General features: G+C 69.2%; 27 protein-coding genes. 18 read left to right on the top strand and 9 right to left on the bottom strand.

The window, feature by feature from the left end; all coding sequences use genetic code 11:
* Nucleotides 1-84: 84 nt before the first annotated feature.
* The 11 genes from ACFWH5_RS05975 to ACFWH5_RS05925 all read left to right on the top strand — a co-directional run bounded on the left by ACFWH5_RS05975 (nucleotide 85) and on the right by ACFWH5_RS05925 (nucleotide 8,891).
* Nucleotides 85-318 (top strand): hypothetical protein, encoded by a 234-nt coding sequence (locus tag ACFWH5_RS05975; RefSeq protein WP_378832843.1) that lies wholly within the window; start codon nucleotides 85-87, stop codon nucleotides 316-318.
* Entirely contained in the window at nucleotides 305-1,498 is a 1,194-nt protein-coding gene (locus tag ACFWH5_RS05970; RefSeq protein WP_378832840.1) for a Vms1/Ankzf1 family peptidyl-tRNA hydrolase, read from the top strand. Before ACFWH5_RS05975 ends, ACFWH5_RS05970 begins: the two co-directional genes overlap by 14 nt.
* Nucleotides 1,499-1,509: 11 nt before the next feature.
* The gene (locus tag ACFWH5_RS05965) at nucleotides 1,510-1,677 is read left to right on the top strand and encodes a hypothetical protein (protein ID WP_378832838.1); all 168 of its coding nucleotides are present in this window, start codon (nucleotides 1,510-1,512) and stop codon (nucleotides 1,675-1,677) included.
* 4 nt (nucleotides 1,678-1,681) lie between these two features.
* A complete protein-coding gene (locus ACFWH5_RS05960; protein ID WP_378832835.1) occupies nucleotides 1,682-2,050 on the top strand; it encodes a hypothetical protein in 369 nt (122 codons plus the stop codon).
* Between the two features lie 5 nt (nucleotides 2,051-2,055).
* A complete protein-coding gene (locus tag ACFWH5_RS05955; RefSeq protein WP_378832833.1) occupies nucleotides 2,056-2,871 on the top strand; it encodes a nitroreductase family protein in 816 nt (271 codons plus the stop codon).
* Nucleotides 2,872-2,989: 118 nt separating this feature from the next.
* The gene (locus ACFWH5_RS05950) at nucleotides 2,990-4,021 is read left to right on the top strand and encodes a LacI family DNA-binding transcriptional regulator (protein WP_378832830.1); all 1,032 of its coding nucleotides are present in this window, start codon (nucleotides 2,990-2,992) and stop codon (nucleotides 4,019-4,021) included.
* On the top strand, nucleotides 4,018-5,292 hold the full coding sequence (locus ACFWH5_RS05945) for an extracellular solute-binding protein (protein ID WP_378832828.1): 1,275 nt from the start codon (nucleotides 4,018-4,020) through the stop codon (nucleotides 5,290-5,292). The genes ACFWH5_RS05950 and ACFWH5_RS05945 overlap by 4 nt, the downstream gene beginning before the upstream one ends.
* A 4-nt stretch (nucleotides 5,293-5,296) precedes the next feature.
* Nucleotides 5,297-6,193: a carbohydrate ABC transporter permease gene (locus ACFWH5_RS05940; protein WP_378832826.1), complete on the top strand. Its 897-nt coding sequence runs from the start codon at nucleotides 5,297-5,299 to the stop codon at nucleotides 6,191-6,193.
* Nucleotides 6,190-7,032, top strand: coding sequence for a carbohydrate ABC transporter permease (locus ACFWH5_RS05935; protein WP_378832824.1), 843 nt, complete (start codon nucleotides 6,190-6,192; stop codon nucleotides 7,030-7,032). Before ACFWH5_RS05940 ends, ACFWH5_RS05935 begins: the two co-directional genes overlap by 4 nt.
* A 54-nt stretch (nucleotides 7,033-7,086) precedes the next feature.
* The gene (locus ACFWH5_RS05930) at nucleotides 7,087-8,061 is read left to right on the top strand and encodes a glycoside hydrolase family 130 protein (RefSeq protein WP_378832822.1); all 975 of its coding nucleotides are present in this window, start codon (nucleotides 7,087-7,089) and stop codon (nucleotides 8,059-8,061) included.
* 59 nt (nucleotides 8,062-8,120) lie between these two features.
* Nucleotides 8,121-8,891, top strand: coding sequence for an alpha/beta fold hydrolase (locus tag ACFWH5_RS05925; protein ID WP_378833547.1), 771 nt, complete (start codon nucleotides 8,121-8,123; stop codon nucleotides 8,889-8,891).
* Nucleotides 8,892-8,898: 7 nt separating this feature from the next.
* Here the strand turns inward: ACFWH5_RS05925 and ACFWH5_RS05920 are convergent, their stop codons facing one another.
* Nucleotides 8,899-9,465: a dihydrofolate reductase family protein gene (locus ACFWH5_RS05920; RefSeq protein ID WP_378832820.1), complete on the bottom strand. Its 567-nt coding sequence runs from the start codon at nucleotides 9,463-9,465 to the stop codon at nucleotides 8,899-8,901.
* Between the two features lie 160 nt (nucleotides 9,466-9,625).
* Between ACFWH5_RS05920 and ACFWH5_RS05915 the strand changes: the two genes are divergently transcribed.
* The 5 genes from ACFWH5_RS05915 to ACFWH5_RS05895 all read left to right on the top strand — a co-directional run bounded on the left by ACFWH5_RS05915 (nucleotide 9,626) and on the right by ACFWH5_RS05895 (nucleotide 13,136).
* Entirely contained in the window at nucleotides 9,626-10,537 is a 912-nt protein-coding gene (locus tag ACFWH5_RS05915) for a J domain-containing protein (RefSeq protein ID WP_378832819.1), read from the top strand.
* 20 nt (nucleotides 10,538-10,557) lie between these two features.
* Nucleotides 10,558-11,241, top strand: coding sequence for a histidine phosphatase family protein (locus ACFWH5_RS05910; protein WP_378832817.1), 684 nt, complete (start codon nucleotides 10,558-10,560; stop codon nucleotides 11,239-11,241).
* Nucleotides 11,242-11,477: 236 nt separating this feature from the next.
* Nucleotides 11,478-12,185 (top strand): hypothetical protein, encoded by a 708-nt coding sequence (locus tag ACFWH5_RS05905; RefSeq protein ID WP_378832815.1) that lies wholly within the window; start codon nucleotides 11,478-11,480, stop codon nucleotides 12,183-12,185.
* A complete protein-coding gene (locus tag ACFWH5_RS05900; RefSeq protein WP_378832813.1) occupies nucleotides 12,163-12,576 on the top strand; it encodes a phage holin family protein in 414 nt (137 codons plus the stop codon). Before ACFWH5_RS05905 ends, ACFWH5_RS05900 begins: the two co-directional genes overlap by 23 nt.
* Nucleotides 12,573-13,136: a DUF3618 domain-containing protein gene (locus tag ACFWH5_RS05895; RefSeq protein ID WP_378832810.1), complete on the top strand. Its 564-nt coding sequence runs from the start codon at nucleotides 12,573-12,575 to the stop codon at nucleotides 13,134-13,136. Before ACFWH5_RS05900 ends, ACFWH5_RS05895 begins: the two co-directional genes overlap by 4 nt.
* 49 nt (nucleotides 13,137-13,185) lie before the next feature.
* Here ACFWH5_RS05895 and ACFWH5_RS05890 read toward each other — a convergent pair whose 3' ends face one another.
* The gene (locus ACFWH5_RS05890; protein WP_378832808.1) at nucleotides 13,186-14,136 is read right to left on the bottom strand and encodes a DMT family transporter; all 951 of its coding nucleotides are present in this window, start codon (nucleotides 14,134-14,136) and stop codon (nucleotides 13,186-13,188) included.
* 285 nt (nucleotides 14,137-14,421) lie between these two features.
* Between ACFWH5_RS05890 and ACFWH5_RS05885 the strand changes: the two genes are divergently transcribed.
* Entirely contained in the window at nucleotides 14,422-15,171 is a 750-nt protein-coding gene (locus ACFWH5_RS05885; RefSeq protein ID WP_378832806.1) for an alpha/beta hydrolase, read from the top strand.
* Nucleotides 15,172-15,226: 55 nt separating this feature from the next.
* On the opposite strand, the gene dnaB is transcribed toward ACFWH5_RS05885, so the two are convergent.
* Nucleotides 15,227-17,695, bottom strand: a complete 2,469-nt coding sequence (gene dnaB / locus ACFWH5_RS05880; RefSeq protein ID WP_378833544.1) for a replicative DNA helicase — start codon at nucleotides 17,693-17,695, stop codon at nucleotides 15,227-15,229.
* A gap of 599 nt (nucleotides 17,696-18,294) precedes the next feature.
* On the opposite strand from dnaB, the gene ACFWH5_RS05875 reads away from it, so the two are divergent.
* The gene (locus ACFWH5_RS05875) at nucleotides 18,295-18,834 is read left to right on the top strand and encodes a hypothetical protein (protein ID WP_378832804.1); all 540 of its coding nucleotides are present in this window, start codon (nucleotides 18,295-18,297) and stop codon (nucleotides 18,832-18,834) included.
* Nucleotides 18,835-19,498: 664 nt separating this feature from the next.
* Here ACFWH5_RS05875 and rplI read toward each other — a convergent pair.
* From rplI to ACFWH5_RS05845, 6 genes are all read right to left on the bottom strand, one after another.
* Nucleotides 19,499-19,951: a 50S ribosomal protein L9 gene (rplI, locus tag ACFWH5_RS05870; protein WP_378832802.1), complete on the bottom strand. Its 453-nt coding sequence runs from the start codon at nucleotides 19,949-19,951 to the stop codon at nucleotides 19,499-19,501.
* Nucleotides 19,952-19,963: 12 nt separating this feature from the next.
* Nucleotides 19,964-20,218 (bottom strand): 30S ribosomal protein S18, encoded by a 255-nt coding sequence (gene rpsR / locus ACFWH5_RS05865; RefSeq protein ID WP_071641238.1) that lies wholly within the window; start codon nucleotides 20,216-20,218, stop codon nucleotides 19,964-19,966.
* A 48-nt stretch (nucleotides 20,219-20,266) separates the two neighbouring features.
* Nucleotides 20,267-20,758, bottom strand: coding sequence for a single-stranded DNA-binding protein (locus tag ACFWH5_RS05860; protein ID WP_378832801.1), 492 nt, complete (start codon nucleotides 20,756-20,758; stop codon nucleotides 20,267-20,269).
* 5 nt (nucleotides 20,759-20,763) lie between these two features.
* Nucleotides 20,764-21,129 (bottom strand): 30S ribosomal protein S6, encoded by a 366-nt coding sequence (gene rpsF / locus ACFWH5_RS05855; RefSeq protein WP_378832799.1) that lies wholly within the window; start codon nucleotides 21,127-21,129, stop codon nucleotides 20,764-20,766.
* A gap of 142 nt (nucleotides 21,130-21,271) precedes the next feature.
* Nucleotides 21,272-22,600, bottom strand: a complete 1,329-nt coding sequence (locus ACFWH5_RS05850; RefSeq protein ID WP_378832796.1) for a DUF6716 putative glycosyltransferase — start codon at nucleotides 22,598-22,600, stop codon at nucleotides 21,272-21,274.
* Nucleotides 22,597-23,469: an N-acetylneuraminate synthase family protein gene (locus ACFWH5_RS05845; RefSeq protein WP_378832794.1), complete on the bottom strand. Its 873-nt coding sequence runs from the start codon at nucleotides 23,467-23,469 to the stop codon at nucleotides 22,597-22,599. The genes ACFWH5_RS05850 and ACFWH5_RS05845 overlap by 4 nt, the downstream gene beginning before the upstream one ends.
* Nucleotides 23,470-23,580 lie beyond the last annotated feature (111 nt).

Below are 23,580 nucleotides of genomic sequence, written 5' to 3'. Positions count from 1 at the left end.
ATCCGGCATCCGGATGTCAACCCGCTGTCGCACCCGGCAGCACCCGCCCTAGCGTCGCCCAGGTACCCCGCTGAAGGAGGAGACATGAGCGACGCACAGCGTGGCAACACCACGCACGGACCGAATCTCGACGACCAGCTCAAGCACGAGTCCCAGGGAATGGTGCAGGGGCATGGCGCGCCGCACGCCGAGCCGTTCCGCGAGACCGAGCCGCTGCCGGACGACACCGACGCGCCGGAGGTGCAGGAGGCGTTCGCGCGCGAAGACCCCGACCTCGACGACGGCGCGACCGGGGAGGGCGACGATGAGCTCCGCTGACCTGCGCGGCGTCGATCTGCACGAGGTGCTCGCGGAGCCCGGCGCGTGGACGTCGGTGTACACCGACGGGCCGCAGGGCGAACCCCCCGGATCGGTCGAGAGCAGGATGCGATCGCTGAAGGACCGGCTCGGCGAAGCCGGGGTGCCCGACGACGATGTGGAGGCCGTGCTCGCCGCCCTTCCGGACGACATCGGCCTGCCGGCGCCGTCGACGCGCTGGCTGCTGGTGCGCGACGGCAACGTGGTCGCCGACGAGGGGTTCGCCGCCGCTCGCCGCGGACCGGAGCGTGTGACGCACGGGGCGTTTCCGGAGATCGCGCCGCTGCTGCGCCATCGCGGGTCGGAGCGGCGCATCCTCGTGGTCGAGACCGGTCGCGACGGCGCCGACCTGACCTTCGAGCGTCTGGGACGTGCCACCCCCGAGCAGGTGCAGCACGTCGAGGGCGATGGTCACCCGATCACGAAGGTCAGCCCCGGTGGCTGGTCGCAGGCGCGCTTCCAGCGCAGCGTCGAGGAGGTGTGGCAGCACACCCAGTCGGATGTGGCGGATGCCGTCGACCGGATCGTGCGCGAGCGTCGCCCGGAGCACGTGTTCGTGACCGGCGACGCGCAGGCACGCGGCCTGCTGCTCGAGAACATCGAGGGCGGCACCCTGGATCTCGTCGTCGAGGTCGACGCGGACACCCGCGCCGACGGCGCCGACGACGCCGCCCTGCTGCAGGCGATCGACGAGACCGTCTCGGCCGCTCATGACGACGTCATCGCCGCCACGCGCGATCGCGCCGCCGAGCAGGACGCCCGCAACGGCGCATCCGGCCTCACCGCCGTGGTCGGCGCACTGCAGCAGGCCCAGGTCGACACGCTGCTGCTCGATGAGCGGATGCTGGACGACGAGGAGACGCTGCTGGCCCTGCCGGCCGCGCCGTGGGTAGCGCTGAACGCCGAGGACACGTTCGAGGCGGGGCCGGGCACGCCGTTGCCCGCCGCCGAAGCGCTCGTCCGGGCCGCCGTGCTCACCGACGCGGACGTGCTGTTCATCGAGGACGAGCCCGCCGAGGGCGAGCCGCGATCCTCGAGTGACACCGTGCCGCCGCTGGCGGTGCTGCGCTGGCCGGAGGCGTCCCTCACCGGCGATGCCCCGCCGCAGAACGCAGATCGATCCGATGAGACGGCGGGCTGAAGGAGGTCACCATGAGCAGCACACCACGAGTCGAGCCGCCGGAAGAGCCGACCGGCCAGTCCGAGCACCCGAGCCAGGCGGAGGGCGAGGACACCGAGCGCGAAGACCGGCACCCCGACCCGCAGCGTCGTCGTCCCTCGCAGAGCGAGGGAGAGGATGACGGCCGCTCCGAGGGGTAGGCGGGTGCGCCGTCGCCGCGGCAGATCGCGACGCGGTCGGCTTCAGCATCCGCTGACCCGGCGTCTCACCGCCGCGGCGCTGGCGAGCTACACCGTCAACACCGCTTACGGCGCCGCCGTCGCGGCGGGCGCGCTAGGCACCCGGCGGATCCGGTGGCTGCACCACGCGCTGTTCGTCGTCACGTCGACGTTGACGGCGCTGGCGCTGCTGGCCGCCGCGATCGAACGGCGCCGCGCGGGGTTCGCGCTGCTGCCGGCCGCTGCGCAACTGATCGCGCTGCCGGCGACCGCCGGCGGTACCCGAAGACATGCCACGACGGCGCTCCGCGCCGCGCCGTGGTTCCTGATCGCGGCCGTGATGGCCCGGAGATGAGTGCGATGGACTTTCTCGATGTGGTGCGCCGCCGCAAGACGACGAACGGCCCTTTCCTGCCCGACCGGGTGAGCGAGGAGCATCAGCGGCTGCTCATGGAGGTCGCCGGCCGTGCGCCGTCACAGCTGAACAGCCAGCCGTGGCGGTTCGTGATCATCGAGGAGCGCGAGACGATCGAGACGATCGCCCGGATCAGCGGCGAGAGCATGACCGAGGCCATGTCGAACGGCACGTTCTTCGAGAGGTACAAGCCGTACTTCCGCTTCAGCAAGCGCGAGATGGAGGAGCGGCGCGACGGGATGCTGTTCGACCGGCTCCCCGCGCCGCTGCGGCCGTTCACCGGGCAGGTGTTCACGTCTCGAGGGCAGAAGCTGATGAACACCCTGCGGATCCCGCAGACGCTCGGTGAGGAGAACCGCAAGCTCGTGGCGGGCTCGCCACTGCTGCTGGGTGTCATGCTCGACCGCTCGGAGTACCGGCCCGGTGAGCTCTCGGCGTTCTACTCGGTGTTCAGCATGGGCGCCGCCATGGAGAACGTCTGGCTGACGACGGTGGAGCTGGGCATGGGCATCCAGTTCATCTCGTTCCCCATGGAGGTGCCGGGCCGCTGGGCCGAGATCGAGCGGCTGCTGGCGGTGCCGCCGGAACTCGAGCTGATGGCGGTGTACCGGCTCGGCTACGTGCCGGCCGAACAGCGCCGCCCCCCGATCGACTGGACCAGCAGCGAGCGCAAGCGCCCGTCGCAGTACGTGTTCCGGGGAACGTGCGCGACCCCGCAGCAGGGCTGGGACGATCCGGCGGCGCCTGCGGCTTCCGGCTGAGCCGGTCGAAAGCGGATCGCACCACCCCATTGACAGGGCCATCAAACCGATTTACTGTCATCTCCATCAAACCGGTTCGATCCCGCGTTCGCGGGGTACGAAGCCGCAGGGAGGTGGCATGGGTCGCACGACCATCGCCGACGTCGCTCGAGAAGCAGGTGTCACCAAGGCCACGGTGTCGCACGCGCTGAGCGGCAATCGTCCGATCTCGCCGGAGACCAGGGCGAAGGTGCTCGCCGCGGCCGAACGCCTCAACTGGGTGCCGAGCCAGAGCGCGCGCTCCCTCGCCACGCGTCGCGCGAACGCGATCGGCGTGGTGCTCGCCCGCGACCCGGAGGTGATCGCGAACGACTCGTTCTTCCCGGCGTTCATCGCCGGCGTCGAATCGGTGCTCGCGGAAGCCGAGACCGCGCTTCTGCTGCAGGTCGTGCCGGATCGGGATGCCGAGGAGCGCGCCTACCGCTCGATGTCGCACGGGCGGGCCGACGGAGCGATCCTGCTCGACCTGCGCATCGACGACTGGCGCGTACCCGTGCTCGAGGAACTCGGCATGCCCACGGTGCTGGTCGGAGCGTACGACCGGGCCCACGGCTTCTCCTGCGTTCGCACCGACGATGGAGCGCCGATGCGTGAGCTCATCGAGCACCTGCGCGCGCAGGGGCACTCGCGCATCGCGCACGTCAGCGGCCCGATGGACTACGTGCACTCCAAGGCGCGCGCCGACGCGTACGTCGAGGCGGTCGGCGACGCAGCGCTCCTGCGGGAGGGCGACTTCACCGCCGGCAGCGGACGAGAGTGCACGGCCGAGCTGCTCGCCCTCGCCGAGCGGCCGACGGCGATCCTCTACTCCAACGACACCATGGCGATCGCCGGGCTCTCGCTCGCTCGCTCACAGGGCCTCGTCGTGCCCACCGACCTGGCGGTCGCCGGGTTCGACGACGACCATCTCTCCGCGCATCTCTCGCCCTCGCTGACCAGTGTCTCGTCTGACCCGGCGGCACGCGGCCGCGCTGCGGCGCGCCTGCTGCGCGACGGCATCCTCGGCGCCGAACCGCGCACCGAGCTCATCGACTGCAACATCGTGCACTTTCGTGAAAGCACCTCGGGACCGGCATCCGCGGGCCCTGACGTTTCGAGGAGGACACCATGAAGAAGAAGATCCGTGCCGCTGCGTTCCTCGGAGCCGCCGCGCTCCTGGTCACCGGATGCTCATCCGGCGGCGGTGGGGGCGGCGGGGATGCCGCGGGTTCAGGCACCGGGGGCATCGACATCTGGCTCTCCAACAACGAGCAGGAACTCGCCTGGGGCACGTCCGTCGTCGACGCCTGGAACGCCGAGCATCCCGACGAGCAGGTGAAGGCGCAGGAGATCCCGGCGGCCTCGTCGTCCGAGGAGGCGATCACGGCGGCCATCACCGCCGGCACCGCACCGTGCCTCGTGTTCAACATCGCCCCGGCCGCGGTGTCGGGCTGGGTCAGGCAGGGCGGCCTCGTCGACCTGAGTTCGCTGGAGGGCGCCGACGACTACATCGCCGACCGCGGCGGTGATGTCGAGTCCTACCAGACCGACGGCGCGTTCTACCAGCTGCCGTGGAAGTCGAACCCCGTGATGGTGATGTACAACAGGGAACTGTTCACGAAGGCCGGCCTGAACGCCGACGACCCGCAGATGAACACCTACGACGCGTTCATGGACGGTGCGCGCGCGCTCGTCGACTCCGGCGTGCAGAGCGCGATCTGGCCCTCCCCCACGAGCGAGTTCTTCCAGCCGTGGTTCGACTTCTACCCGTTCTACCTCGCCGAGACGGACGGCACGATGCTCGTGGAGGACGGCAAGGCCACCTTCGACTCTGACGCCGGAAAGACCGTGGCCGACTTCTGGGCCACGATGTACGAAGAAGGACTGGCGCCGCAGGAGAAGTCGACCGACGACGCGATGTCGGCCGGCACCACCGCCATGCAGCTGGCCGGCCCGTGGGCGATCCCCTCGTACGCGGAGACGGTGGACGTCGGGTTCATGCCCGTGCCCACGTCGGACGGCCGTGAGAATCCGAAGACGTTCGCCGACTCGAAGAGCGTGTCGATGTTCACCTCGTGCGAGAACCAGGGCACCGCATGGGAGTTCCTAAAGTTCGCGACCAGCGAGGAGAGTGACGGCGTGCTGCTGGAGAAGACCGGCCAGATGCCGATGCGGACGGGGCTCAAGGACGCCTACCCCGACTACTTCTCGGCGAACCCGAACTATGTCGCCTTCGCCGACCAGGCCGAGAATACGGCCGATGTGCCCAGCATCCCGAACTCCGTCGAAGCGTGGCAGGCGTTCCGTGACGAGTACTCCGCCTCGGTGATCTTCGGAAAGGAGTCCACGGCGGACTTCCTGAAGAACGCGGCGGAGAAGATCGACGGCCTCGTCTCGGAGTGATGTCGTGACCGACTCGCGGCGGCTGCGCACCCGCATCCTGGGTGCGCAGCCCCTGGGCGGGCTCTTCGCGCTGCCGTACCTCGTGTTCGTGCTGGCGATCTTCGCCTATCCGCTCGGCTTCGCCGTCTACATCGCGTTCCACGACTACTTCTTCACCGCTCCCGGCGTCGAGCCCGATCGCCCGTTCGTGGGATTCGACAACTTCGCTCAGGTGCTCACCGACCCTCGTGTGTTCGACGCCTTCCGCAACACGCTGGTCTTCCTCGTCATCAATGTGCCGCTCACCGTCGTGCTCGCCCTGCTGCTGGCAGCCGCACTGAACAGCGGCATCCGCTGGGTGGCGGCCTACCGCGTCGCGTTCTACGTGCCCTACCTCACCGCGAGCGTCTCGCTGGTGGGGGTGTGGATGCTGATGTTCTCGAGTCACGGGCTCATCAACTCGCTGCTCGGGCCGCTCGCGCCGGATCCGTCATGGCTGGTGAACAGCACGCTGGCGATGCCGATGATCGCGCTGTACGTCACCTGGAAGCAGCTCGGCTTCTACATCCTGCTCTACCTCGCCGCTCTGCAGAACGTGCCGCGCGAGCTGTACGAGTCGGCGGAGACCGACGGCGCCGGTGGCTTCGCGCGGTTCATGAACGTCACCGTCCCCGGTGTGCGTAACGCGACCACGCTGGTGCTGATCCTGTCGATCATCACCGGAGCGAACCTCTTCACCGAGCCGTATCTGCTCACCAGCGGCGGCGGCCCCGACGGCGCATCGGTCACCCCGGTGCTGCTCATCTATCAGCAGGGCATCCAGCAGCAGAACCCCGACACGGCGGCCGCGATCGGCATGCTGCTCGTGATCCTCGTCGGTGCGCTGTCACTGCTCGCGAACCGTGCCACCCAGGAGAGATGATGCGCACCCGTCGACGACTGCCCCGCGTGCTGAGCATCGTGCTGCTCACGATCGCCGCACTGATGTTCGCCTTCCCCTTCTACTTCATGATCGTGGGCGCCTTCCAGGAGAGCCCCACGAACGCTCCGGACGAGCTGCTGCCGACGAGTGGATGGACGCTGCAGAACTTCGCGAACATCGATGCGCGCATCGACCTCGCCGGCTCGCTGCTGAACTCGCTGGTCTTCACCGCAGGGGTGTTGCTCGGCACGATCGTGTTCGGGCTCTTGGCGGGGTACGCGCTCGCCCGCCTCGACTTCCGCGGGCGGGGCGTGCTGTGGGTGCTGATGCTGCTCGTGCAGATGGTGCCGTTCCAGTTGCTGATGATCCCGCTGTACGTGCAGATCACGCGCAACTACGGACTGGGCGATTCGTATCTCGGCATGATCCTGCCCTTCGCGATCAACACCACGGCGGTGTTCATCTTCACCCAGTTCTTCAAGTCCCTGCCCGCCGAGATCTTCGAGGCCGCGCGCATCGACGGCGCCGGTGAGCTGCGCCTGCTCACGTCCGTGGCCGTTCCCCTGATCCGCCCTGTTCTCGTGACGGTGGTGCTGATCACCTTCATCGGGCCGTGGAACGAGTTCCTCTGGCCGTTCCTCATCACCAAGGATGCGTCGCTGCAGCCGCTCGCCGTCTCCCTGGCGAACTACATCTCGACCGTCGCGCAGTCGACGGCCAACCCCAACGGCGCGATCCTCGCCGGTGCGACAGCCCTGGCCCTGCCGGTCGTCGTGCTGTTCTGCGTCTTCCAGCGCTTCTTCACCGCGACCGACCTCGGCGCGGCCGTCAAGGGCTGAGCCCGACCGTCGCCGGCATCCGCTTCCTTCCCCGCCGAAACAGAAAGGCCTGCCATGTTCACCGGAGCATCCTTCCCCCTCGGACCCTTCACGCCGTATGAGGGCAACCCGATCCTCCGACCGCGGGGCGACAGCTGGGAGTCGGCGAACCTCTACAACCCCGCCGCACTCGTCGACGGCGACGAGGTGCTGCTGCTGTACCGCGCGCACGCCGACGACATCGTGTCGCACATCGGCCTCGCCCGCTCCCGCGACGGCGTGACGTTCACCCGGGAGGATGCGCCGATCCTCTCGCCCGCGGCGGACTACGAGCGCTACGGCTGCGAGGATCCGCGGATCGCGCTCATCGACGGCACGTACTACCTGACGTACACGGGGTGGGACCGGCACAGCGCCCAGCTCTGCCTCGCCACGTCCACCGACCTGCGCGACTGGACCAGGCACGGGCCGATCTTCGACGACTTCGACACCTTCATGACGATGGATCCGCGCGGGTTCAACTGGTCCAAGGCCGGCGTCATCGTGCCCCGGAAGATGCAGGGGAAATGGTGGATGTACTTCGGCGAGGGCGCGATCTACTGGGCCACCAGCGACGACCTCATCCACTGGACTCCTGGGACGCCCGACACCGAACCGATGTACTCGCCCACCCCCGGCACCTGGGATGAGGCGCTCGTCGAGATCGGCACCTCGCCGGTGCTCGCGGACAACGGCCTGCTCGTGCTGCTCACCAACGGCGCCACTCGCACGGTCCACGACGACGGCACGGTCGACGTCGACTACCGCTGCGGACAGATCGCGATCGATCCCGACGAGCCGACGAAGGTCATCGCGCGGATGCAGGAACCGTGGCTGCGCCCGCAGACCTTCGAGGACCTGAACGGGCTGGTGTCGAACGTGACGTTCGTCGAGGGGCTGGTGAAGTTCCAGGGAAGATGGCTGGCCTACTACGGGCAGTCCGACACGACGCTCGCCGTCGCGATCCACGACCCGGCTCAGCCGTGGGGGCGGTCGCTGCGTGAGGGGTGAGAGGTCGGGCGCAGGGGCATGATGGAGGGGTGGCCGACTCCCTCGCAGACCTGACCCGCATGCCGCACCCCCAGCTCGTCGAAGTGGGCGACGGGGTGGCACTCGCGACGTACTCGTGGGGCGACCCCGATGCACCGGTGGTCGTGCTGGTGCACGGGTTCGCATCGAGCACGCGCGACAACTGGGTGCTCACCGGATGGGTGCGGATGCTGGAGCGCGAGGGCTACCGCATCCTCGGCATCGACCAGCGCGGGCACGGCGCCAGCCAGAAGCCGCACGAACCGTCCGGCTACGCCGTGCGCAACCTCGCCGGCGACATCGAGACGGTGCTCGACACGTTCCTCATCGACTCGGCGTTCTACGTCGGATACTCGCTCGGCGCGCGCGTGGGCTGGCAGGTCGCCCAGGACCTCGGCGACCGCGTTCCTCGCGCCGTGCTCGGGGGCGTGCCGGACGGCATCCCTCTCGAGCGCCTCGACCTCGACCAGGTGCGTCGATACGCCGATCACGGCACCCCCGTGACCGACCAGGTCACGCAGAACTACATCGCGCTCGTCGAGCGCGTGCCGGGCAACGACCTGCACGCGCTGCTCGCGCTCGCGCAGGGGATGCGGGAGTCGCGGTCGATCGACCCCGACCCCGACCACGCCCCCGGGCAGCCCGTGCTGTTCGCGACCGGGTCGCAGGACGCGGTGATCGGGGGCTCGCGTCGGCTCTCGGATGCGGCGGCGCAGGGCACGTTCTTCGAGATCCCCGGCCGTCACCACTTCAATGCACCCGGGTCGAAGGCCTTCCGGCAGGCCGCGCTGGAGTTCCTGCGCGGGACGTAGCCGCCCGTCAGGCACCTGGCGGCCCGTCGAGCACCGTCGGGATGTACTCCAGCAGCTGCGTGCGGTGGTCGAAGGTGCGCTCCTCGACCAGTTCGAGCCGCACGTCGGGATAGCCGTCGAAGATGCGGTCCTGACCCGTCGCCCCGGTGATCACGGGGAACACCACCACGCGGTACCGGTCGGCGAGGCCCGCCTCGAGCAGCGAGCGGCAGAGGCTGACGCTGCCGAGGGTGCGCAGCGGCCGATCCGACGTCTCTTTCAGCCCGCGCACGAATTCGACGGCGTCACTGCGCACGAGCGTCGAATTGGCCCAGTGCAGCGGCTCTTCGAGGCTCGAGGAGAAGACGTACTTCTGCACGTCGTTCAGCGATTCCACGCCCTCGGTCTCGTCGGCGGCGAAGCGCGACATCAGGCGGTACGTGGTCGCCCCCATCAACAGCGGCGAATCCTTGGCGGGATCGCTCGCCAGCCACTCGAGGTACTCGGGACTCTCCATGCCCCACCAGCCCGGCCACCCCTCGGCCGCGCCATAGCCGTCGAGCGACATGATGAAGTCGATCGTCAGGGTCTGCATCCGATGCTCCTTCGCACTGCGCGAACCGCCGGGCCGGGCTGTCGAACCGCGACGCGCGGCAGAGCCTACGCCGCGGACGCCGTCCGCGTAACCCCGATCTCGCACCGGCCCGTCGAGCGGAGGCACGGCGGCCGCGACTAACCTGGGCTCGAGGAGGGCGATGTTCGACGGTCCGCTTGCCGCATCCGCCTATGAGGTGCTCGGCGTCGCACCGACCATCGGCGACGAGGAGCTGAGACGCGCCTATCGGCTTCGGCTGCGGCAGACGCACCCCGACACCGGTGGGGACGCCGCGATGTTCGTCCGCGTGCAACGCGCATGGGAGCACGTCGGCACTCCGCAGGATCGCGCCGCGTACGACCGCGGTCGGCAGGACGTGGCGTGGGCCGCGCATGCCGCGTCCGTGGCCTCGACCGGAAGCCGACCGCGCGCGACGTCGTACGGTCGTGCCGGCGCCTGGCGACGCGAGCGGTTCCTGGAGATGATGGCCGGGCATCTCGGGCAGGCTGTTCCCGAGGCGCAGGCCTATGACCCCGCCGTGGTGCGATCGGCTCCCTGGGCGGCGCGTCGCATGCTGGCCGACGCTCTCGCGGAGGAGAGCACCGCCGCCGCCATCGCGGAGCTCGGCATCGGATTCACCGCCTGGCACGACATCGCCTGCGGGCCCGACGGCACCGAGAAGCTCGATCATGTGGTGCTCGCCCCCACAGGACTGTACGGATTGATGTCGGAGGACTTCGGCGACGATGTCCGCTTCCGCCAGGGTGAGGCGATCGGCGAGGCCGTGCGCGGGGAGACGCCGGTTGCCGACCTGCTGTCGCGGATGCGATGGGTGGCCAGAGTCGCGCGCGTGCGCTTCGGCGGGGCCATCCTGATCCTCCCTGATGACGACCTCGACCACCCCGCCACCTCGCTCGGCTCGGTACGCGGCCTGCCGGTCGTCGCGGTGCGTCGCAGCGCGCTGCGCACGGTGCTGCGCAGAGGTGTGCCCGGTGCGCGGCCGTTGGGCATGACCGAGGCGTTCGACGTGCGCACGCGGCTGAAGCAAGCGGTCCGGGTGCTGACGCCCTGACCGTGCGGTAGCGTGCGGGGATGGATCTCGGACAGTACCGTGGCGGTGTGGACGCACCCGACCCGCTGCCCGACCATCCCGCCCCCGACAGCCCGCGGGGCAAGCTCGTGCTGCTGCGGCACGGTGAGACGGACTGGTCGAGGACGGGCCGGCACACCGGTCGCACCGACATCCCGCTGACCGCGCACGGTGAAGACCTCGCGCGCGCCGCGGGTGAGCTGGTGCGCGACTACGATTTCGGTCTGGTGCTGAGCTCGCCCCTGCAGCGCGCCCACCGAACGGCGGAGCTGGCCGGGCTGGAACCCGAGATCGACCCGCTGCTGGTGGAGTGGGACTACGGCGGCTACGAGGGGCGCAGCACGAAGGACATCCGGGCAGAGCTCGGCTACGACTGGACCGCGTTCACGCACGGGGTGATCCGTGGCGACACCCCCGGTGAGACGGTCGAGGAGGTCGCCGCCCGCGCCTCGCGGGTGCTCACGCGGGTGCTGCCGGCGATGGCCGAGGGCGACGTGGCGCTGATCGCCCACGGACACTACCTGCGCATCCTCACCGCCGTGTTCCTGCGGCAGGCGCCACGCTTCGGGGCTGCCATCTCGCTCGACGCGGGCTCGGTGTCGGTGCTCGGCTTCCACCGCGAGCAGCCGTCGATCCTCGCCTGGAACCACGGACCGCGGCTGCCGCAGGAGCCCGCAGAGTCCTGACGGCAGGCGGGTGCTCGTCCCGGGCGGCGTCGAGTTCGGTGCACCGCCGAAGCGGGGAGAGGCGCGCTACCCGCGGCGAGCCGTCGGAGCGCCCTGCTGTTGACGCGCGCGCTTTGAACGCCGCTGCGCCCAGGTACACCCGCAACCCTGCAAGTGCAAGGGTCATGGCCGATGTGCGCGGCGGGGTTATGCAGTACGGACCGATCCGATCGATCGGTCCGTGAGAAGGAGCGCAGATGTCGGATAACTACGAGACGAGCAGCCCGAGCGGCTCCGACGTGCAAACGCCGGGTTCGTCGGGGAAGGTGGAGGCCGCGAAGCAGGAGGCGGCCGACCTGAAGGATGTTGCCGCAACGGAGGCGAAGGACGTTCTCGGCACCGCGAAGGACGAGGCGGCCACCGTCGTCGGGGAAGTGAAATCGCAAGCGAAGGAGCTGTACGCGCAGACGCAGCGAGAGCTGAAAGAACAGGCCAATACGCAACAGCAGCGGGTTGCCGGTGGGCTCCGGTCCGTGAGTGACGAGCTCGGGTCGATGGCGAGCAGCTCCGAGAGCGGAGGAATCGCCGGCGAACTCGTACAGCAGGTCTCGGGGCGCTTGTCGTCGGCTGCGACCTGGCTCGGCGAGCGCGACCCGTCGTCGGTGCTGACCGAGGTCAAGCGCTTCGCCCGCCGTAAGCCGGGCACGTTCATCCTCGGTGCGGCGATCGTCGGGGTGGTCGCCGGTCGGCTCACCCGGGCGCTCGCCTCGAACGCATCGGACGAGAAGGATGCCGCCACAGCATCCGCTTCTGGGCGTGCGCAGGGCGGCGGAGCCACCTCTGACCCGGTCGGCGCCGGCACGGCGACCGGCGTTCCCATGGGAACGCCTCTCGGCGCGCAGACCCCGCCGACCAGGCCGGGCAGTGTGGGAGGGGATGGTTATGACCGACCCGACGCCCTCTGAATCGAAGGCCGCCTCCACCTCGCTCGGAGATCTGCTCGGCGAGGTGTCCCGTGACATCTCCGCCCTGATGCGCCAGGAGGTGCAGCTGGCCAAGGCAGAGCTGAAGGACTCGGCGGCGAAGTCTGCGAAGGGCGCGGGGCTGATGGGCGCCGCCGGATACGGCGCGCTGATGGCGGTGTTCTTCCTGTCGCTGGCGCTGTGGTGGGCGTTGGGCACCGTGATGGGCGGCGGCTGGTCCGGCGTCGTCGTCGCGGTCATCTGGGCGGTCATCGCCTTCATCCTGTTCCTGGTCGGCCGCGGCCAGTTCATCCAGGTGAAGGGCGCTCCGCAGACGGCGGAGACCCTGAAAGAAATTCCGGAAACGTTGAAGAGAAATGAGGAGAACCGATGAGCGATTCACCCGATGAGATCCGGGCCGGTATCGAGCGAACCCGTGAGGACCTCGGCGCGGACGTCGACGCCCTGGCCGACAAGGTGTCGCCGTCGAAGATCGTGGACCGTCAGATGGGCAAGGTCCGTGGCGCGTTCCGAGGCGTTCGCGAGCGTGTGATGGGCGCGGCCGATGACGCCGGCTCCACTCTGTCGGACGCCGGGTCCCACGTCGAGGACATGAAGGACCGGGCGGTGGCGAAAGCGGAGGGCAACCCGCTGGCGGTCGGTCTCATGGCCTTCGGCGCCGGCCTTCTGCTGGCGTCGTTGATGCCGGCATCGTCCAAGGAGAAGGACCTCGCGGCGACCGTGAAGGATCAGGCGCAGCCCGTGATGGACGAAGTCGCCGACGCGGCGAAGGAGATGGGTGAGCACCTGAAGGAGCCCGCGCAGGCTTCGGCCGCATCCGTGAAGCAGACGGCACAGGATGCCGTGCAAACGGTCACGGAAGAAGCGCAGGACGCTGCGGGTGACGTCAAGGACCAGGCGCAGCACGCGCGCGAGAACGTCGCGGACAGCTGAGCCCGGCGGCCGGGGCCGACCTCTTCATCGGAGGTCCGGCCTCGGCCGCTCATCGCGGTCGGTTCGATTGGCTGCGACGCGCCGCTCCCCACCGCATCCGGGTCACCACCACGCCCAGCAGGCACAGCGCGCCGCCGAGGAACATCACGAGTGTCGGCACCTCACCGAGGATCAGCCACGACATGACGATGGCGATCGCCGGCACGACGTATGTCGTCGCCGATGTCTGCCCAGCCGAGGTGCGCTGCAGCACATACGCCCACGTGGTGAAGGCGACGGCCGTGGGAAAGACACCGAGGTACACCACCCAGAGCACCGCGTCCAGCGGGGCGGTTTGCAGGTCGCCGATCAGGCGCCCGGTCCAGGGCAGCAGCGCGACCGTGCCGGCGACAGCGCCGAGCCAGGTGAGCGTCGTCGCATCGACTCCCGAGGTGAGCAGACGCTTCTGCAGCAGCGTGCAGCCCGCGTACATCACGGCGGCGAGCAGTGCCAGAGACAGGCCGGTGATGTCGAGGCCCTCGCCCGTCGATGAGCTCATCCCGATCAGGACGACGCCGAGAAAGGCGATCGGCGCCCCGATGAGCAGAGGCCGCGGGAAGCCCTCACCGAGGAACAGTCCGCTGAAGACGACGACCATGAGCGGTGCGAGGTTGACGACCATCGCCGCCGTGCCGGCGTCGAGCGAGCGCTCGGCGCTGTTCAGCGCGACGTTGTAGACGCAGAACCAGCCGATGCCCCAGGCGACGATGAGCAGCCAGTGCCGCCTCTCCGGCAGGCGGAAGCCATGACGCAGCACGATGAGCCCGAGGGCCAGCGCGCCGACCGCCATGCGCAGCAGCGCGAGTGCACCGGGGTCGAAGTGCGGTCCGGCCCCGCGGATGCCGATGAAGGCGGATGCCCACAGGACGACCGTGATCGCCGCTGCGGCGAGCGTCAGCGGCGCGTTCGTTCTCGGTGCAGGGCCGTTCGGCGCGGCTGGGCGGGCGGTGACTTCCGGCATCGTCCGATCTTTGCAGTGGGCACCGACATCGCTCGAGCCTCCATCGCGACAGACATCGCACGTTATCTGCCAAACGCGCGGACGGCGAACTGCCACGGTCAACGGTGATCACGTGCCTTGCGGACGGAGGCAGACGCTTGGTAGCGTCCTCGACGAACCGTGCAACGACACCGAGGAGGTGAGACCCGTGAACGAATCGACATGGGTGCTCCTCGAAGGAGTCTCGGTCGGGCGATAGGTCGTCCGGGAGCGCCGCGAATCAGCAGCACTTCGAAAGGCACGACCATGCATTTCACCTCAGAAACGCGCATCGACGACATCCTCGTGGAACGCGAGTTCACTTTCGACGGCATCTCGGGCGTTCTCTGGACACCCGCTTCCGCGTCGCATCCGTCACCGCTCATCCTGATGGGCCAGCCCGGCGGATTCAGCATGCGGAGGATGCTGCCCCGACTCCGAGCGCGCGCTCGAAGCTCCGCGGAACAGGGCCTCGCAGCCGTCGCGATCGAGCAACCAGGGGCTGGTGATCGGCCGCCCGTGCCGGGCGCAGCACAGGCGCGCGCAGACCTGCGCCGTGCCATCGAGGCCGGCGAACAGCCTGCAGAAGAGGTCATCGACCGCGTCATCCTTCCTCTCGTCGAGAGGGCGGTCCCCGAGTGGCAGCGCGCACTCGACGAGCTGCTGACCCTTCCGGAGATCGGTGACCGGGCGGCGTTCTCGGGCGGAGTGATCTCGATCGGCATCCGCCTGGCCGCGATCGATCCGCGCATCGTCGCGGCCGGCCTCTTCGCCGGCAGTTACGTGCCGCGCACGATCCTCGACGAGGCACGTCGTGTGACCATCCCCGTCCACGTCCTGCTGCAATGGGACGACGAGGGCAACGATCGTCAGCGGGCGCTGGAGCTCTTCGACGCCCTCGGTTCGACCGAGAAGGCCCTCCACGCCAACATGGGCGGCCACACGGGCGTCCCCCCGCACGCGGGGGAGGATGCGGGCCGGTTCTTCGTCCGGCACCTGTGGGATTCGAGGCGCTGAGCACACCATGAGCGCGCGTCGGGCCACCGCTGAGCGGAAGGACGCGCGACCCGAATCAGTGGAAGTCGCCGCCGGGCGCCATGTCCATGAAGCGCGAGTAGTGCCCCTGGAAGGCGACGGTGATCGTCGCCGTCGGGCCGTTACGGTGCTTGGCGACGATGAGGTCGGCCTCGCCAGGGCGCACATCCTTGTCGTACACCGAGTCGCGGTGCAGCAGGATCACCATGTCGGCGTCCTGCTCGATCGAGCCCGATTCGCGCAGGTCGCTGATGGCGGGCTTCTTGTCCTGCCGCTGCTCGGGACCACGGTTCAACTGGCTCAGCGCGATCACCGGCACCTGCAGCTCTTTGGCGAGCAGCTTCAGCGCACGCGAGAACTCCGAGACCTCCTGCTGGCGCGACTCGACACGCTTGCCGCTGGTCATCAGCTGCAGGTAGTCGATGATGACCATCTTCAGACCCGCGCGCTGCTTCAGGCGACGGCACTTCGCGCGGATCTCGACGAGCGTCATGTTGGGGCTGTCGTCGATGTACAGCGGGGCGTCGTTGATCCGCCCGCGCGTGGAGGCGACCGTCGTCCAGTCGCGCGGGTCGAGCGTGCCCTTGCGCATGTTCTGCAGGGGGATCGCACCCTCGGCGCTGAGCAGGCGCATCGCGATCTCGCTTTTGCCCATCTCGAGCGAGAAGAAGATCGAGGGCTCGTCGTGACCGATGGATGCCGCTCGGGCGAAATCCAGAGCCAGCGTCGAGTTGTGGGTGGGGATCATCGACCCGCCCGCGAGATACAGGTGATGGTCGTTGTCGACCTCGACGCAGCGAACCGGGACGCTGGTTACCGGGCGGACCGCCTTCACGTATCGGCGTCCGATGCGCACGTTGCTCGCCGGACGCTCCTGTGCGTGAAGGAGGCGCTTGCGCTCGAGCCGGAAGACATCCTCGGTCGCCGAGAAGTTGAGGATGTAGCAGGTCGACGACCCCTCGAACCGGCCGGCCACCCGCTTGGTCGTGCGTCCGCATCGGTACCCGAGGCTGACGATCAGCTCGTACACGGTGTCTGCCAGCCGCTTGTTCGTCACGGCGAACTGGCAGGAGCCGACACCCTTGACGACAGTGCCGTCGGTGTCCATGAGGCCGGCGAGGAGACTGCGCCGCTGCGCCTCCGACGCCCGGAGGTACTGGGCCGGCACATGCTTGTCGCCGAGTACGCCGAGTTTGCGGAGCAGCGCGGTGAAGGAGCCATGATCCTGGTAACAGCGCGCGCAGCGCTGAGCCTCGCCGGAGTACCTTTCTCCGCATTCAGGACACGAGAGCCGTTCTGGATGCGCGCCCTTGTTCTTCGGTCCGCATACGCGTCCGCACGTGCGGACGTGCGGGTGACGAGCGGTGAACTCCGTGCCGCACACCTCGCAGTTGCGCACGAGCAGCGTCCGCGTGGGCACCTTCAGCGCGTACAACATGTTGCCGCGCGCCTCGGCTCGCACGCCCTCCCGCGCGATCAGCGCGGGGATCTCTCCGGTCTCGCTCGTCAGCCGAGCACCGGCGCTGTGGCCGTCGCCGAGCCACGCGCCGAGCGCGTACGGCGGGATCGGCAGGTCGGCCTCGTCCGCGTGCAGCGGGGCGGCATTGCGGATCGAGTGGTTGGCGCGCTCCTCCCCACCCACCGTGAGCGTCGCGCGCATCTGCTCGGTCGTGACGATCTCGGCCTTTCCTCTGGCGCCGCGTCGTGCCGACCTGGTCTCGGTCAGCCACTGATGCTGCGCATCGGCGACGATCGTGGATCCGTCTGAGAACTCCACCTCAAAGCAAGGGCGGCCCGTCATCACCTCGGTCGCCGCCACGACGCGGGTAGGGCGCCCGTCTGCGCCGTAGAGCTCGTCGCCGACCTGCACCTCACCCATGGTCGTCCACCCGGTCGGTGTGGGTAGGGGCGTGTTGAGTGCGAGCGCCTTTCCCATCGCGGGCCGGGCGGCGACGACGATCATCTGCCCGCCGTGCAGACCGTTGGTCAGCTCGTCGAGTTCGCGGAAGCCGGTCGGGATGCCGGTCATCGTGCCGTCGCGCCCGTTGGCCGCCTCGATCTCCTCGACGGCGGCATCCACGGCGATCGTGAGCGGAACGTAGTCCTCGGCGGTCTCGGAGCCGGTCACCGAGTAGATCTCGGCCTGCGCGTTGTTGACGATGTCGGTGGCGTCGCCCTCGCCCGCATAGCCCAGTTGCACGATGCGGGTGCCGGCGTCGACCAGGCGGCGCAGGATCGCGCGCTCCGACACGATCCCGGCGTAGTATCCGGCGTTCGCCGCGGTCGGCACGATCGACGTCAGGGTGTGCAGGTAGTCGGCGCCGCCGGCGCGCCCGAGCTCGCCGGTCTTGATCAGCTCGTCGGTGACCGCGACGACGTCGGTCGGCTCTCCGTGCGAGTACAGCGAGAGGATGGCCTCGAAGATCAGCTCATGCTTGGGGACGTAGAAGTCGGCGCCCTTGAGGGTCTCGATCACATCGGCGACCGCGTCCTTCGACAGCAGCATCCCGCCCAGCGCGCTCTGCTCGGCGAGCAGGTCGTGCGGAGGGGTTCGCTCAGGCCCCCTGGATCCGCCCAGACGCTCGTCGGAGATCTCTGCGATCGACACCGTGCTCCTCCCGCGACGCGGCCCTGACTCGGGGGGCCGCCCGCCCCTGTGACCGGATCGTGTTCCGGCCCTGCCCACAGCGAACCACGGGTGTCCGACATCCGGTCTCGACCACGCTATGAGCGGGGTTATCCCCATGCAATACCCCCTGTGGATAACTGTGTGGAGAGTGTGCGGACAACTCCGGAGTGTCTGTGCAGAACGCCTGTGGACAACTCGGTGGAGAGACCGGATTGGTCGCTCGGATTTGTAGCACCAACAGGTTTTCCTCTCGTTCACGAACTGTGGATGAAAACCCACTTCAAGGCAAGATTGAAGGTTTCCTGCGCGCGGCCGGGGTGTGCAGAACCTGGGGAAAGTCAAGCCGTCGTGTCGCCCGGGCGTTGCGGCTCACGAGGAAGTCTCCGACCTCTGGACAGCCGGCGCGTTCGCACGGTACTGTCGCACGGTCGCATGTCGTCCGACGCATCGGATGCCGGCGATCGGGGAGGGATTTCGTGCGCTTCGCAGCCACAGATCGCCGCAGCGTCGCGGCGCTGCTCTGGTGTGGTTTCGGCCTGCTCGTCTGGGCCGTCCTCAGCGTGCTCTTCGGCGGCTCTGCCGCGCACGCCGATGGAGATCACGGTCGCACGGACCCTGCTGCCGCATCCGTCACCGCGGTGACACGGGGAGCGGAATCCCGTGCCGCCTCCACCGCACGTCCTGCCGCGGCGTCGACGACGTCATACGCGCGCGCGGTCGACGCTGCCGCCCGTGCGACCACCCACGCCGGATCCCGGATCCATCACGTCGTCTCGCATGTGCTGGCGATGCGCCCCGCGGCGTCGGATCGCCCCGGCAGTGTCGGGCAGGATCTGGTGCGGCGCGTCCTCACGGCGGCCGAGCACGATCGCCCGCACATGACCGCTGCGGGGACGCCCGTCACGACCATGGCTCCGAGACGGCGCCCGCCGTCTCGCGTGCTCAACCCGGCTCTGCCGCCCCGACGGCCGCGTCCACGGCGCGGCGTTCCCTGCCCGCGTCACCGCCTGTCGTGACCGCCACACGAATCGGGCACGAACCCGACCAGCACGTCACCGAGGATCCGCTCACCCGCGAGCCGGGCAGCGCGACAGCGCCGCACCCGGCCTCGCCCGCCTCCGCATCCCCTCCCGCGCCCGCAACATCATCCAGTGCCGCACACCTGCCCGACGGGGATCAGCCCGCTCTTCACCGTGTCGTCGTCCTCGCGCCTCAGGCTGACGATGATGCGCTGCCGACAGCGCCTTCCGGCGGCGCAGACATCGCCCCTGACTGATCCCGCCGCCTCTGCACGGCATGACGACCTCCGCCGGGCGCCGCTCAGCCTTCACGTCAAGGCCGGCGCCGTCGGCGGGTCGGATGCCGCCGTTGCGCCCCGTGACGACCCCAGTACGTCCCGCGCCACGCGGCATCCCGCGGCGTCGTAGAGACCCCCTCCTCCACGGCGCCGCCCCCTCGAGCGGTTCCCGGCGCCCCCTTCGCCGGCCGCTCCGGCAGGTGCCTCGCTCCCCTCGCGAGGCACCTGCCCCTTTCAGCGGCGTCAGATTCCGCGCGGCATCCACCCGACGGCCTCGGTGTCGAACTCGTCCCGGGAAAGTCGTGGCACGCGAAGCGTCAACGCCACGACAGAGACGACGAAACCCCCGGGTCCGTGGATCCGGGGGTTTCGTGGCGCGAGAGTTACTTCGCGGCGATCACCTGGAGGGTGATCACGGCGGTGACGTCGTCGTGCAGACGGACGGTCGCCTCGTGCTCGCCGATCGACTTGATCGGGGCGGCGAAGTGCACCTTGCGCTTGTCGATCGAGCCCAGGCCCTCGGCCGCGACGGCGTCGGCCACGTCGGCCGTCTTCACCGAGCCGAACAGGCGGCCCTCGGCGCCGGCCTTGACGGCCAGACGCACCTTGGTGCCCTCGAGCTTGTTCTTCAGAGCCGTGGCCTCGTCGAGATCGTGGATCGCGCGAGCCTTGCGGGCGGCCTGGATCGACTCGACCTGCTTGGCGCCACCGCGGGTCCATGCGACCGCGAAGCCCTGGGGGATGAGGTAGTTGCGGGCGTACCCGTTCTTGACCTCGATGACGTCACCGGCGCTTCCGAGCCCGGCGACCTCGTTCGTGAGAATCAGCTTTGCCATTGTCGGTACCCCTTAGCGGCCAGCGCCGGCGTAAGGCAGGAGAGCCATCTCGCGAGCGTTCTTGATCGCCTTGGCGATCAGACGCTGCTCCTGCACCGAGACACCGGTGATACGACGGGCGCGGATCTTGCCGCGCTCCGAGATGAACTTGCGAAGCGTGGCGACGTCCTTGTAGTCAATGACGCCGACCCGGATCGACTTCGCGGGAGCGGTGGGCTTGCCACCCTTCCGCGGCTTGCGGCGGTCGCCGCTCGACTTTCCAGCCATGAGTTTTCCTTAAGAGATGAGGTCGGATGCTGACGGCATCCGGAATTCCTAGAACGGGGTGTCGTCGCCGAAGCTGCCTGGAGCGCTCCAGGCGTCGGCGCTCGTCGAACCGGGCGTCGACCACGGCTCGTCCGAGACCTGCTGCTGCTGCGGGCGCGACTGCCCACCGCCGCTCGATGCGGCCCGCGTGACCTGTGCCGTCGCATAACGCAGCGACGGACCGATCTCGTCAACCTCCAGCTCGATCGCCGTGCGGTTGTTGCCTTCGCGGTCCTGGTAGGAGCGCTGACGCAGACGGCCCTGCGCGATGACGCGCATGCCCTTCGTCAGCGAGCCCGCCACGTGCTCGGCGAACTCGCGCCACACCGACGCGCGGAGGAACAGCGCTTCGCCGTCCTTCCACTCGTTGGCCTGGCGGTCGAACGTGCGCGGCGTCGAGGCGATGGTGAAGTTCGCCACCGGCAGGCCGTTCTGCGTGTAGCGCAGTTCGGGGTCTGCGGTGAGGTTGCCCACCACGGTGATGACGGTTTCGCCGGCCATGAGCCTTAGGCCTTCGTGACCTTGGGCTTGCGGGCGGCCTTCTCAGCAGCGCGCTGGGCCTCGGCGGCGACCATGGCCTGTGCCTCTTCGGCACGCAGGACCTTGGTGCGGAACACGAGCTCGCTCAGCTTCAGCTGGCGGTCGAGCTCCTGAGTGGCCTCGCTCGTCGCGGTGAAGTTGACGACGGCGTAGATGCCCTCGTTCTTCTTGTTGATCTCATAGGCGAAACGGCGCTTGCCCCACACGTCGACCTTGTCGATCGAGCCACCATCGTTAGTGATGACCTTCAGGAACTTGTCGAGGTTGGGGGCAACCTGGCGCTCGTCCAGCTCGGGGGTCAGAATGACCATGAGCTCGTACTGGTGCGTCACTTACCCACCTCCTTCGGACTAGAACGGCTCCCGGGACTTTCCCGGAAGCAGGAGGGTGTGTGCACGTCGTCCGCCCGAGCGGATGCCGAAGGGCAGACAACCTGAACAGTCTAGCGGACATCCGGGCGTGTCGTCGACGCGGTCACTTCCGGCCCGATGCACCCGCGAGTCGGCGCCCGACGGGCTCCGCAAGCGGGCTCGGGGCGAGCGTGAAGTCCTCGGTGACGGCGGCGGTCCCATCCCGGCGGCGCCGGCGCTTGAGCGCGACGATCGCCGCCACGACTGGTGCGCCGAGGACGTACGCGACCCGGCCGGCGATGGAGCGGTCCTCGGCGCCGAGCACGCTCTTGCGGTGCCAGGCCGCATGCAGGGCGCCGCCACGCGGACGCGGCACGGTGCGCGCCGACAGCATGCCGCGGCGACGCAAGGCGACGAGTCTGCGCGTCTGCTCCCACCAGGTCGATTCGCGATGATCGTGGAAGTAGTTCGTCGCCGCCCAGCGGGGCTCGGGGTGCCGGAAGCGGCGTGCCACGACGTCGTCGGCGCCGCCGAGCAGTCCACTGCCGTCGAAGACCCGGTTCAGCAGGTCCGGTCGCACCCCGAACTCGTCGAGGGCGATCACCGGCACCCCGGCGGCCAGCGCCTCGACCGCGGCCGTCGAGCTGACGGTCACGAGCCCCTCCGCGGTCGCCAGAGCCTCGGACATCGGGGCGAACGAGAACACGAGGTTCTCGGGCGCATGATCGAGCAGCTCGGAATAGCCGTCGCGCTCCTGATGCGCCTCCACCTCACCCGGACGTGAGCGCAGCTTCACCACCACGCGCCGCGAAGGGTCGGCGACCGCCGCCAATCGGAGGATCTCGGCGATGCGGCGTCGCTCCTCACGATCACCGGGAACCAGCGCCTGAGCGGCGAACACGAGATCGGTGCCTCCGGAGCGCTTCGCACCATCGACGGCGAACGGCAGGGTGGCGAGGGCGACCGGCACCGTCACGCCCAGTGCGCGGGCGAGACGGGAGTACGCCGCCACCTCGCGCCGCGAGTGCACCACCATCAGGTCGGCGTGACGGCGATACTCCAGGGCGCCGCGCAGCGCCGGCACCGACATCCCGGGGAGTCCCGTCACGACGACCGGGCGCTGCGCGAGCCTGTAGACCTCTCGTGAGAGCAGCCGCACGAACGGCGCGCGGCCCGCCAGCACCACCACGTCGGGGCGGTCGCGCGCCAGCCAGTCAGCCACACCCGCGAACGCGACGCGGGTCACCGAACGCGGATTCTGCGCGAACCGTGTTCCGGCCAGCGCGGCATCCTTCTGCGCGTCGCTGACCGTCAGCGGCGTGCGCACGAGCAGCAGGTGCTGGCTGACCGCGTCGAGCCTGTCCACCAGGTGCGCCGCCCATTTCACGAAGGAGTCGGCATCGCCCACGATGACAACCCGCAGACGCCGCGGGCGGCTCCCGGGGTACGTCATGCTGGCACCCGACGCAGCTTGGCCATCGGCGCGAGTTCCCCGGGATAGACGCGCTTCACGCCGTCGCCCAGCGCCTCTTCGATCACCCGGATGTCGCGTACCAGGCGCTCCAGTCCGCCCGGCTCGAGCGAGGCGGCGTGATCGGAGCCCCACATGGCCCTGTCGAGGGTGATGTGCCGCTCGACCGCCACCGCGCCGAGTGCGACGGCGGCGAGCGAGATCTGCAGGCCGCGCTCATGGCCGGAGTAGCCGACCGGGACGCCGGCGTAGCGGTCACGCAGCACCGGGATCATCTTGAGGTTCGCCTCGCCCGCCTCCATCGGATACGTGGAGGTGGCGTGCAGCAGGACGGTGCGGTCGGTGCCGAGCGTGTCGAGGGCCCGATCGATCTGCTCGACGGTCGACATCCCGGTCGACAGGATGACGGGCTTGCCGGTCTCGCGCAGGGCCTGCAGCAGCTCGGTGTCGGTGAGGCTCGCGGAGGCGACCTTGTGCGCGACGACGTTCAGGTCTTCGAGGAACTCGACACTCGGCACGTCCCACGGCGAGGCGAACCAGTGCAGGCCGGCCATGGTGGCGTGGTCGCCGATCTCGACGTACTGATCCCGGTCGAATTCGACGCGACGACGGTACTCGAGGTAGGTCATGGTGCCCCAGGGCGTCTCGCGGGGCACGTCGCGCATGTGCTCGGGGGTGGCGATCTCGGGGGTGCGCTTCTGGAACTTCACGGCATCGGCGCCGGCTGCGCGGGCGACGTCGATGAGCTGCTTGGCGATCTCGACGTCACCGTTGTGGTTCAGGCCGATCTCGGCGATGACATAGGTCGGGCGGCCCCCGCCGACGACCCGGTCTCCGATGCTGACGGTCATGGTGACGCTCCGTTCTCAGGGGTGCTGCTCTGGTTATCCGGCTGGTCTTCCCGGTCTACGCGCGCGAGGTGAACCCGCGGGGTCGATCGGATGACGCCTCGCCGAAGCTCG

It is taken from the genome of Microbacterium sp. NPDC058345, from assembly GCF_042723855.1.
GTDB lineage: Bacteria > Actinomycetota > Actinomycetes > Actinomycetales > Microbacteriaceae > Microbacterium.
This window is presented reverse-complemented; position numbering and strand designations above follow the sequence as displayed.

What these genes read in the sequence shown, in the direction of transcription:
- ACFWH5_RS05920 (WP_378832820.1), bottom strand. Translation starts at nt 9,465, where the DNA reads ATGCAGACCCTGACGATCGACTTCATCATGTCGCTCGACGGCTATGGC.
- ACFWH5_RS05895 (WP_378832810.1), top strand. Translation starts at nt 12,573, where the DNA reads ATGAGCGATTCACCCGATGAGATCCGGGCCGGTATCGAGCGAACCCGT.
- dnaB (WP_378833544.1), bottom strand. Translation starts at nt 17,695, where the DNA reads ATGCTGCTGTCGAAGGACGCGGTCGCCGATGTGATCGAGACCCTCAAG.
- ACFWH5_RS05975 (WP_378832843.1), top strand. Translation starts at nt 85, where the DNA reads ATGAGCGACGCACAGCGTGGCAACACCACGCACGGACCGAATCTCGAC.
- ACFWH5_RS05910 (WP_378832817.1), top strand. Translation starts at nt 10,558, where the DNA reads ATGGATCTCGGACAGTACCGTGGCGGTGTGGACGCACCCGACCCGCTG.
- ACFWH5_RS05850 (WP_378832796.1), bottom strand. Translation starts at nt 22,600, where the DNA reads ATGACGTACCCCGGGAGCCGCCCGCGGCGTCTGCGGGTTGTCATCGTG.
- ACFWH5_RS05845 (WP_378832794.1), bottom strand. Translation starts at nt 23,469, where the DNA reads ATGACCGTCAGCATCGGAGACCGGGTCGTCGGCGGGGGCCGCCCGACC.
- rpsR (WP_071641238.1), bottom strand. Translation starts at nt 20,218, where the DNA reads ATGGCTGGAAAGTCGAGCGGCGACCGCCGCAAGCCGCGGAAGGGTGGC.
- ACFWH5_RS05890 (WP_378832808.1), bottom strand. Translation starts at nt 14,136, where the DNA reads ATGCCGGAAGTCACCGCCCGCCCAGCCGCGCCGAACGGCCCTGCACCG.
- ACFWH5_RS05965 (WP_378832838.1), top strand. Translation starts at nt 1,510, where the DNA reads ATGAGCAGCACACCACGAGTCGAGCCGCCGGAAGAGCCGACCGGCCAG.
- ACFWH5_RS05945 (WP_378832828.1), top strand. Translation starts at nt 4,018, where the DNA reads ATGAAGAAGAAGATCCGTGCCGCTGCGTTCCTCGGAGCCGCCGCGCTC.
- ACFWH5_RS05925 (WP_378833547.1), top strand. Translation starts at nt 8,121, where the DNA reads ATGCCGCACCCCCAGCTCGTCGAAGTGGGCGACGGGGTGGCACTCGCG.
- ACFWH5_RS05915 (WP_378832819.1), top strand. Translation starts at nt 9,626, where the DNA reads ATGTTCGACGGTCCGCTTGCCGCATCCGCCTATGAGGTGCTCGGCGTC.
- ACFWH5_RS05900 (WP_378832813.1), top strand. Translation starts at nt 12,163, where the DNA reads ATGACCGACCCGACGCCCTCTGAATCGAAGGCCGCCTCCACCTCGCTC.
- ACFWH5_RS05885 (WP_378832806.1), top strand. Translation starts at nt 14,422, where the DNA reads ATGCATTTCACCTCAGAAACGCGCATCGACGACATCCTCGTGGAACGC.
- ACFWH5_RS05970 (WP_378832840.1), top strand. Translation starts at nt 305, where the DNA reads ATGAGCTCCGCTGACCTGCGCGGCGTCGATCTGCACGAGGTGCTCGCG.
- ACFWH5_RS05955 (WP_378832833.1), top strand. Translation starts at nt 2,056, where the DNA reads ATGGACTTTCTCGATGTGGTGCGCCGCCGCAAGACGACGAACGGCCCT.
- ACFWH5_RS05935 (WP_378832824.1), top strand. Translation starts at nt 6,190, where the DNA reads ATGATGCGCACCCGTCGACGACTGCCCCGCGTGCTGAGCATCGTGCTG.
- ACFWH5_RS05905 (WP_378832815.1), top strand. Translation starts at nt 11,478, where the DNA reads ATGTCGGATAACTACGAGACGAGCAGCCCGAGCGGCTCCGACGTGCAA.
- ACFWH5_RS05950 (WP_378832830.1), top strand. Translation starts at nt 2,990, where the DNA reads ATGGGTCGCACGACCATCGCCGACGTCGCTCGAGAAGCAGGTGTCACC.
- ACFWH5_RS05930 (WP_378832822.1), top strand. Translation starts at nt 7,087, where the DNA reads ATGTTCACCGGAGCATCCTTCCCCCTCGGACCCTTCACGCCGTATGAG.
- ACFWH5_RS05860 (WP_378832801.1), bottom strand. Translation starts at nt 20,758, where the DNA reads ATGGCCGGCGAAACCGTCATCACCGTGGTGGGCAACCTCACCGCAGAC.
- rplI (WP_378832802.1), bottom strand. Translation starts at nt 19,951, where the DNA reads ATGGCAAAGCTGATTCTCACGAACGAGGTCGCCGGGCTCGGAAGCGCC.